This is a genomic window from Sporolactobacillus shoreae, assembly GCF_004684935.1.
In the GTDB taxonomy this organism is placed as follows: Bacteria; Bacillota; Bacilli; order Bacillales; family Sporolactobacillaceae; genus Sporolactobacillus; species Sporolactobacillus shoreae.
Map to the genome: position 1 here is coordinate 1 of NZ_SRJD01000042.1, position 8,297 is coordinate 8,297.

General features: G+C 45.4%; 8 protein-coding genes. 3 read left to right on the plus strand and 5 right to left on the minus strand.

Going from position 1 to position 8,297, the window contains the following annotated elements:
* Nucleotides 1-220 precede the first annotated feature (220 nt).
* The 5 genes from E4665_RS17660 to E4665_RS17680 form a co-directional block, all read right to left on the minus strand.
* A complete protein-coding gene (locus tag E4665_RS17660) occupies nucleotides 221-1,501 on the minus strand; it encodes a dihydrolipoamide acetyltransferase family protein (protein WP_135350122.1) in 1,281 nt (426 codons plus the stop codon).
* Nucleotides 1,502-1,518: 17 nt separating this feature from the next.
* Nucleotides 1,519-2,502 carry an alpha-ketoacid dehydrogenase subunit beta gene (locus tag E4665_RS17665; RefSeq protein ID WP_135350123.1) on the minus strand — a complete coding sequence of 328 codons (984 nt, stop codon included), beginning with the start codon at nucleotides 2,500-2,502 and terminating at the stop codon, nucleotides 1,519-1,521.
* Nucleotides 2,503-2,514: 12 nt separating this feature from the next.
* On the minus strand, nucleotides 2,515-3,510 hold the full coding sequence (locus E4665_RS17670; RefSeq protein ID WP_422067269.1) for a thiamine pyrophosphate-dependent dehydrogenase E1 component subunit alpha: 996 nt from the start codon (nucleotides 3,508-3,510) through the stop codon (nucleotides 2,515-2,517).
* A gap of 26 nt (nucleotides 3,511-3,536) precedes the next feature.
* The gene (lpdA, locus tag E4665_RS17675; protein WP_135350125.1) at nucleotides 3,537-4,955 is read right to left on the minus strand and encodes a dihydrolipoyl dehydrogenase; all 1,419 of its coding nucleotides are present in this window, start codon (nucleotides 4,953-4,955) and stop codon (nucleotides 3,537-3,539) included.
* A gap of 280 nt (nucleotides 4,956-5,235) precedes the next feature.
* Entirely contained in the window at nucleotides 5,236-6,231 is a 996-nt protein-coding gene (locus tag E4665_RS17680) for a DUF4003 family protein (RefSeq protein WP_167815249.1), read from the minus strand.
* 174 nt (nucleotides 6,232-6,405) lie between these two features.
* Between E4665_RS17680 and E4665_RS17685 the strand changes: the two genes are divergently transcribed.
* The 3 genes from E4665_RS17685 to E4665_RS17695 are packed head-to-tail and all read left to right on the plus strand — an operon-like array spanning nucleotide 6,406 to nucleotide 8,077.
* Nucleotides 6,406-7,035, plus strand: coding sequence for a TetR/AcrR family transcriptional regulator (locus E4665_RS17685; protein ID WP_135350127.1), 630 nt, complete (start codon nucleotides 6,406-6,408; stop codon nucleotides 7,033-7,035).
* Nucleotides 7,036-7,041: 6 nt separating this feature from the next.
* Nucleotides 7,042-7,716, plus strand: coding sequence for an MBL fold metallo-hydrolase (locus E4665_RS17690; protein WP_135350128.1), 675 nt, complete (start codon nucleotides 7,042-7,044; stop codon nucleotides 7,714-7,716).
* A 16-nt stretch (nucleotides 7,717-7,732) separates the two neighbouring features.
* A complete protein-coding gene (locus E4665_RS17695; protein ID WP_135350129.1) occupies nucleotides 7,733-8,077 on the plus strand; it encodes a YrdB family protein in 345 nt (114 codons plus the stop codon).
* Nucleotides 8,078-8,297 lie beyond the last annotated feature (220 nt).

An 8,297-nucleotide genomic window follows, 5' to 3' on the forward strand; every position in this document is an offset into this window, starting at 1 on the left:
GGCTGCCAACTCCTCGTTACATATATTATAATATGTAACGAGGATAAAGTCAATAAAAAAACCGCTGTATATAAGTGTTTTCGGCAGTTTTAAGTAGGATTATCGTTACACTATATGGGAATGCAGGTTTAAAATATTCCCCCCATCCCTACTTTGATTTTGGGATGGGGGGAATATTTAATGATACACCCTTTAGGTATTTATTGATTTACGTAATAAATCAATAAATCGGTGTGTTTTCAGGAGAGATATTTTCCAGTCGCTCTTTAACACGGGCGAGAAAACGACCGGTGATCAGACCATCAAGTACACGATGATCAATGGAAATACAGAGATTGACCATATCTCTAATCGCAATCATATTATTGACAACGACCGGCCGTTTCACAATTGATTCAATTGAAAGAATGGCCGCCTGCGGATAATTAATAATCGGTTGCGACTGAATGGAACCGAATGATCCCGTATTGTTGATGGTGAATGTCCCGCCCTGCATGTCTTCGGGCGACAGACTGTTGTTGCGAACCTTCGAAGCAAGTCCGTCCACTGCGATGGCCAGTCCCTTGATGCTTTTTTCATCCGCATTTTTGATCACCGGGACATAGAGCGCGTCTTCGGCAGCAACCGCAAGCGATATGCTGACTGCTTTTTTCTCAATAATTTTGTCACCGGCCCATGTGCTGTTCATCCGCGGGTACTCTTTAAGCGCCGCAACAATCGCCTTTATGAAAAAAGGCAGATAAGTCAGCTTATAGCCTTCTTTTTTCTGAAAGAGATTTTTGATCTGATTCCTGTAATTCACAAGATTCGTAACGTCAACCTCAATCATCGTCCAAGCATGAGGAATTTCATGCTTGCTGCGGACCATGTTTCTGGCGATGGCACGGCGAACGCCGGTAAGCGGCACATCCACATCACCAGCTTCATCAACAGCAGGTTGAGTCGTCATCTGCACCGCAGCAGCCTGAGCCATGGCGTCCGCAAATGAAGCGGCACCCGAAGTGGATTTCCCGGTCTCCGAATTCGGCTCTTCAGCTGGTATCAGGCCTTCCGCAACGACTTTTTCCACATCTTTACGTGTAATCCGTCCGCCCCTGCCCGTACCGTTCAGTTGTTTGAGATCAATATTATTTTCTTGAGCGAGCCGGAGAACTGCTGGTGAATAGCGCTTTTTCATAGAAGTATCTTTTTCTTCGGGCGCAGCAGCCCCAGGCATCGATTCTTCCGATTTTATCAAATCTTTAGGAGGGGTTTCCCCATCTTCCACATCTATAGCACAGATCGGCTGTCCGACCGGCAGGGTATCGCCTTCGCTCGCGAGTAACTCGGTGATCTTCCCTGAAAAACTTGACGGGACTTCCGCATTGACTTTGTCTGTTGTTACTTCTGCAATCGGATCATATTTATTGACCTTGTCTCCGACTGAAACGAGCCACTGACTAATCGTTCCTTCAGTAACACTCTCTCCCAGCTGCGGCATAGCCATTTTCTCAATGCTCATTGATTCCGCCGCCTCCCTTAATATTCCGCCAGATCTCGGATCGCTTGTTCAAGCTTCTCCGAGCTCAGCAGAAATTGTTTTTCCAATGGTGCCGCATACGGCATTGATGGCGCATCCGGCGCAGCAAGCCTTCTAATCGGCGCATCCAGGTCGAACAGGCAGTTTTCAGCAATGGTAGCGGCCACTTCACTCATAACGCTACCTTCTTTATTGTCTTCAGTCACAAGCAGTACCTTACCCGTCTTTTTTGCTGCGTTTACAACAGCTTCTCTATCAAGAGGATAAACCGTCCGCAGATCGAGAATATGCGTTGAAATTCCAGATTCAGCAAGCTTTTCAGCTGCTTGAAGCGCGAAGTGCACCGCAAGGCCATAGGAAATGACGGTGACATCATTTCCTTCTCTTTTGATATCAGCCTTGCCTATTGGAAGCGTGTAGTCTCCTTCCGGAACTTCACCCTTGATCAACCGATACGCTCTTTTATGTTCAAAGAAGATGACAGGATCATTTGATCGGATCGATGCCTTCAGTAATCCTTTAACGTCATAAGGTGTAGATGGCATGACAATTTTAAGCCCTGGCACATTGGCGAAAATAGCCTCCATCGATTGAGAATGGTAGAGTCCGCCGTGTACGCCGCCGCCATAAGGGGCACGGATTGTCAACGGCACCGTCCAGTCATTGTTCGAGCGATAACGCGTTTTCGCCGCTTCGGAAATAATCTGGTTTGCCGCCGGAAGCATGAAGTCAGAAAACTGCATCTCAGCAACCGGACGCAGGCCGTACATCGCCGCTCCGATTCCGACACCGACAATTGCTGATTCAGCTAATGGTGTGTCAATGACTCGTTTCTCACCAAATTCTTCGTACAATCCCTTGGTAGCTTGAAAGACACCGCCTCTTTTGCCGACATCTTCCCCCATGACAAAGACGTCCTCGTCACGCTCCATTTCTTCTTTAAGTGCCTGTGTCACTGCTTCTATATAAGAAATAACTGCCACGATTAATCCCCCTTAGTCCCTTTCTTCATACACATAACGGAGAACGGAGTCCTGATCAGCAAAAGGCGCCTTTTCAGCATAATCCGTCGCATCGTCAATTTCCTTCTTGATCCGTTCTTCCATTTCTTTTTCTTTGTCGGCCGTCAAGATATTGAGTTCACGCAAGTATGCGGCAAAAGTCAGAACCCCATCATGCTTTTTCGCCTCATCCACTTCCGCTTTAGTTCGGTACGTCATATCATTGTCATCACTTGTGTGCGGCGTCAGCCGATAAAAGTTTGCTTCGAGAAGAGATGGTCCTTCACCGCGATGTGCCCGGTCGGCTGCTTCTTTCACTGCAGCGTAAGCAGCCAGGGGATCATTACCGTCAAATGTTTTTCCGAACATCCCATAGCCCTTGGCACGATCAGAGACATGCTCACATGACAACTGATGTTTCAATCCGACTGAGATCGCATAATGGTTATTTTCACACAAGAAAATGACCGGGAGTTTGTGCACACCCGCAAAATTGCAGGCTTCATGAAAATCGCCCTGGTTAGAGGACCCTTCACCAAAAGTCACAAAGCTGACAATATCATCGCCCTTTAGCTTTGCGGCCAGTGCAACGCCGACCGCGTGCGGATTCTGAGTCGTTACCGGTGATGAATGGGTCAGCATCCGAAGCTTTCTGTAACTGAAGTGCCCGGGCATCTGCCGCCCCGCCGAGTTCGGATCTTCCGCTTTCGCAAAATTATTCAGCATCATTTCGCGAAGGGTCATGCCCCATGCAAGAACAAAGCCATAATCTCGGTAATAGGGAGCAACGTAATCTTTCTCTTTGTTTAACGCGAATGCCGCTCCGACCTGTGCCGCTTCCTGTCCCTGTCCTGAAACAACAAACGGTATCTTTCCTGATCTATTTAACAGCCACAGACGTTCATCGAATCGGCGCGTCTCCAGCATAATTTCGTACATATTTAAAACATCCTGGTCTGAAAATCCCAAAGCATGATGACGATTTTGCATGACCTTTTCCTCCTTGTTCAACTGTATCATATATGAATCGCTCTCCCGTCTACTGCCAGTGCCGCTTCACCGATGACCTCAGTCAAAGTCGGATGCGGATGAATGGTTTCTGAAATTTCCCACGGCGAGGCATCCAGCAGCCTTGCCAGTGCTGCTTCACCGATCAGATCGGTCGCATGAGGTCCGAAAATATGAACACCAAGAATATCGTTACTATCTTTATCCGCTATGATTTTGGCAAACCCTTCTGATTCGCCATAAACAAGCGCCTTACCTATCGCGCCGAAAGGAACTTTTCCGATCTTTACATCATGATCTCTCCTTGCGTCCGCTTCAGTCAATCCGATCGATGCCGCTTCAGGATGTGTGTAGATGCACTTTGGCACCAGTCCCTCATCAAGCGGCTCAACGGGAAGGCCGGCAAGATGCTCCACTGCCTTAATCCCTTCCCGTGCCGCCACGTGAGCCAACTGCAGACCCCCGATGACATCACCGATCGCATAGATGTGAGATTCCTTTGTCTGGCGAAGTGCGTTTGTTCGAATGTAGCCTCTATCCGTTTCAATCGATGTGTTGGCAAGACCGATATCTTCAGTATTGGGCAACCTGCCAACCGAGACAAGCATTTTTTCCGCAGCAAACGTTTCCCGCCTGCCTCCGATTTCAGCTTCTATAGAAATCGAATCTGATTTTTGCAATGTTTCCGGAAGAACCTTGGCTCTCGTAAATATCGCGATGCCCCGCTTTTTAAAGTTTCGGGCCATCGCCTGTGAAATAGCGGCGTCTTCTGTCGGAACCAATCGATCTGTGTACTCCACAACGGTCACTTTCGCACCGAAATCAGCCAGCATGGATGCCCATTCGGCACCAATAACTCCGCCACCGACAATCAGTATTGAGGATGGACATTCCGTCAGTTGAAGTGCTTCATCTGAGGACATGACCCGTTCTCCATCAATTTCCAACCCCTCTAATGAGCGAGGCCTAGATCCGGTAGCTATGATTAAATTTTTCGATGTCAGAATATCATTCTCGCGCCCGTCCTCGTATTCAACCGAAATCGCTCCCGGGATCGGTGAGAAGATCGAAGGGCCAAGAATCCGTCCAAAACCCTTGTAGATATCAATCTTACCTTTTTTCATCAACTGGAGAACGCCATTATGAAGTTGTTCAACAATTTTCTGTTTCCGTTCCTGCACTTTGGAAAAGCGGAGCACTGCATCAAATATATCAATTCCAAAAGTTTCGCTCTTTTTCACTGTCGTATACACTTCGGCACTTCGCAGCAGCGCTTTTGTAGGGATACAGCCCTTATGCAGGCATGTTCCGCCGAGCGCCTCTTTCTCAACGATGGCCGTTTTCAGCCCGAGCTGGCTCGCGCGGATTGCCGCAACATATCCGCCGGTGCCACCTCCTAATAGGACCAGGTCATAATTTTTGGCCATAAAAAAAGTCACTCCTTTTTCTCTCGTTACTTAACTACGCAGTGGCCACTCAAAAAGTTCCGGATTTATATTAAAAAAATAATATCTATCCAAAGCTTATGTATCCAAAAGTTATTTTACGCTTGTTCAGAAAAAGATACAATTTTATTTTGACCCGCCATATCTGATATGGTGGATTCATTTAATTAAACACATAAATATGAGGAAAATGAAACAAAACAGAAAGACCGTAGCTCAATTGTTCCTATATGTCATCATTAAGAGCGATCATTTTTTAGTTTCAGTTTCCCCCATTGCTGCTAGCGGCAATAACGGCACTAGTGGATGCGGCAATTGTAGCAGCTTGTGCCGCTTCCTGGGCACGGATCAACGAATCGGCCATTGCGAGAAGCCCCGGATCTATTGCAAGGCTCTGAGAATCCTGATTGAGCTGAGCCTTTGTATAAAGAAAAGCAGCAGTCTGAAAATAAAAGTTCTTATCAATAAAAAAACTGAACTTCTGCTCACGCATCGACTGGTACAGTTCCAAAATATTCTGAACAGCCTGGTTCTCATTATTCAAAAGAGCAATGATTCCGTAAACGGGATAGCAGCTCGACTGAAGTCTCAACTTCCCCGCTCGTGTCATCTCTTTTACAGAGGCACATTTATCAGCAAGTTCACTATTGGGTTCATCAGATAAAAAAGCGAGCATGCAGGATAATGTCTGCAAATCATTATTTTTGTGAAAGCCATATTTCTGCATCACGTTAAAATAGAACTCTTCCCGATCAATAAGGCTGACAGCATCTTCATTCAGTTGTGAGAGAAGGAGAATTAGAGAAACATCGCCTCTGTTTGTCAGTACAAAATGTTTCTTTTTCAACAGCCGATACAGTTCCTCGGCTTTCTCAATGATCGAGCTCAAATTTTCTTCTGACCCAACAAACAGTGCTGCCGCCAAATAAGTCTGCTGCTCCCGTGAAAATCCAGCTTTGACCAACTTTCGATAATTATTAAAAAGCATCTCTATTCCTGATGCCTCGGCATCTTTCATTAAAAGAAGTGTACTCAGACAATAGCGAATATCCTGACTTAATACAGAAAACCAGCCGGCTTCCCTTTTCAGCGCCCGATCCATTTCCCGGAATGCTTCTTCATCAAATACTTTTCCGGCTCCAGTAAATTGCGCCGCAACGAGCATTGACGTATTCGCAGAGATCCATTTCAACTTTTTCGATATAATCCGCATGTTTTGTGCAAGCAATTCAATTTGTTCATCGGTGCTGTATGGCATGATCATGCCTCCTGAAGAAATAGGATTGAAGAGTTGCATTTTCTTAGCTTTTCACAAAATATTTTACCATAAAAACCCTACTTAATAGATAAATCTAAAGTACATATCTTTTGCTTTTTATGTAACCATTGGTTATAATATAACCAATGGTTACTATAAGAGGAGATGTTTCTGTTGTCAGGTAAACAGCTGCTTCATGCAGAGACGACTAAAAATGAGATTCTTAGTGCTGCCAAAAATCTTTTTTCAACGAATGGTTACGAGTCAGTTACGATCAGGCAGATTGCCAAAAAAGCCGGATGCTCGCACACGACGATTTACATTTACTTTAAAGATAAGGAAGATCTGCTTCAGGCGCTGTCTAAACCACCGTTATTAAAATTAAAGCAACAAATGGATCAGATTTTATCCGAGGTAAATATTTACTCGGAGCAACAGTTAAAGTCCCTGTGCTCTCTCTTTATCCGATTTTGTCTCGAGAATCGAAGTATGTACCGTATTTTCTTTGAAACAAAATCTGTCCGGGTAGATGAGGAATATCCCCGGCTGGAGATTAATGAAATTAGAATCGAAATTTTTAATCAGCTTAAGCGGGCTATGAAAGAATGTTTGCAGCCACATATTGATGACAAGGAACTTTTGAAGTTCTCACGAATCTTTTTCTACATGCTGCGGGGGATTGTCGGGACTTATATGGATTCTGAGGAACCGCTGGATGTATTGATTCGAAGACTTATGCCGACTTTCGATACTGCTTTTGATGTCCTGCTGGCAGGTTTCCGATTAAAACTTAACAAGGAGTGAACGACTATGAAAATTAGACAAATCTCGGAACACATCTGGAGTTTGCAAACATGGGTGCTGATCCCCATTACGGTATGGATCGTAGCTGATGAAAAAGGAGTCACACTGGTCGATGCAGGAATCTCCGGAATGACGAAGGGGATTCTGAGATTTATTGAAGCGATCGATCACGGATCGCTGCATCAGATTGTTCTGACACATGGACACAGCGATCATGTCGGTGCCATCAAGAAAATCCTGGAACACCATCCTGTTCCTGTTTACGCTTATGCAAAAGAGATCCCTTATATGGAGGGAGATCTCCCCTACCCGCGCCGCAAAAAAGCGCAGGCATCGGTTCCAAAAGGTCTGGTGAAAATTCTGCCTGAAGAGGAACATGGGGAGATATTGCCGATCGGCGGGCTCACTCCGTATTTTGCACCCGGCCACTCCCCGGGACATGTCGTCTATTACCATGAAAAAGATAAGGTGCTGCTCTCCGGAGACTTATTCACATCAAGAAAAGGCAAATTACGCCGCCCGATGCCGATGTTTACAGGCGATATGGCAGAAGCTGTCCGCAGCGCTGTGATCATTGATCGGTTGAAACCCGCCCGATTGGAAGTTTGTCACGGGCAATCCGTCATTAATCCCTTTGATCAGCTTCCTGATTATCTCAGAGCGAATCAACCCAAAAATTAAAAAAAGGGGCCTGCAAATGTCGTTCGTCAAACTTATCTTACTTTCTCTCGCCTTTTTTATCGAACTTGCAGCTCTTGCCGCTTTCAGCTATTGGGGTTTTCACTTGCAGGGAAAAATATTCTTAAAATGGGTGGTTGGTATTGGCGTACCTGCCATAGTTGCCGTATTCTGGGGCGTGTTTCTTGCCCCAAAAGCTTCCTTTCCGGTTGGACTGCCGTTACGATTGCTGCTGAAACTCATTGTATTCTCAGCAAGCGCATGGGCTTTATATACTGCGGGGCAAAGGCAAATTGCTTTAATTTTTTTAATCACATCGGTCCTTATTGTTGTTGTTACGGATTCTTTCAAAATGTCACTATAGATCATCGCTCTATCTGTCAGATGTGTCGAAATTCGTAACTTTTAATTGCAAACGTATGTTCCTTCATGTATAATTCAATTGTGATTTCGTAAAACTAAACGACCACCTGCTAAAGCAGGTGGGTTCAGACATAAATGTCTGCGACTTAAAGTCGCCGTTCAAGACTGAAGTCTTCTGAAAAGGCTTTGTGCTCATAGCACACTGAATTCTGACTGAACTC

What these genes read in the sequence shown, in the direction of transcription:
- E4665_RS17690 (WP_135350128.1), top strand. Translation starts at nt 7,042, where the DNA reads ATGAAAATTAGACAAATCTCGGAACACATCTGGAGTTTGCAAACATGG.
- lpdA (WP_135350125.1), bottom strand. Translation starts at nt 4,955, where the DNA reads ATGGCCAAAAATTATGACCTGGTCCTATTAGGAGGTGGCACCGGCGGA.
- E4665_RS17670 (WP_422067269.1), bottom strand. Translation starts at nt 3,510, where the DNA reads ATGCAAAATCGTCATCATGCTTTGGGATTTTCAGACCAGGATGTTTTA.
- E4665_RS17695 (WP_135350129.1), top strand. Translation starts at nt 7,733, where the DNA reads ATGTCGTTCGTCAAACTTATCTTACTTTCTCTCGCCTTTTTTATCGAA.
- E4665_RS17660 (WP_135350122.1), bottom strand. Translation starts at nt 1,501, where the DNA reads ATGAGCATTGAGAAAATGGCTATGCCGCAGCTGGGAGAGAGTGTTACT.
- E4665_RS17680 (WP_167815249.1), bottom strand. Translation starts at nt 6,231, where the DNA reads ATGCCATACAGCACCGATGAACAAATTGAATTGCTTGCACAAAACATG.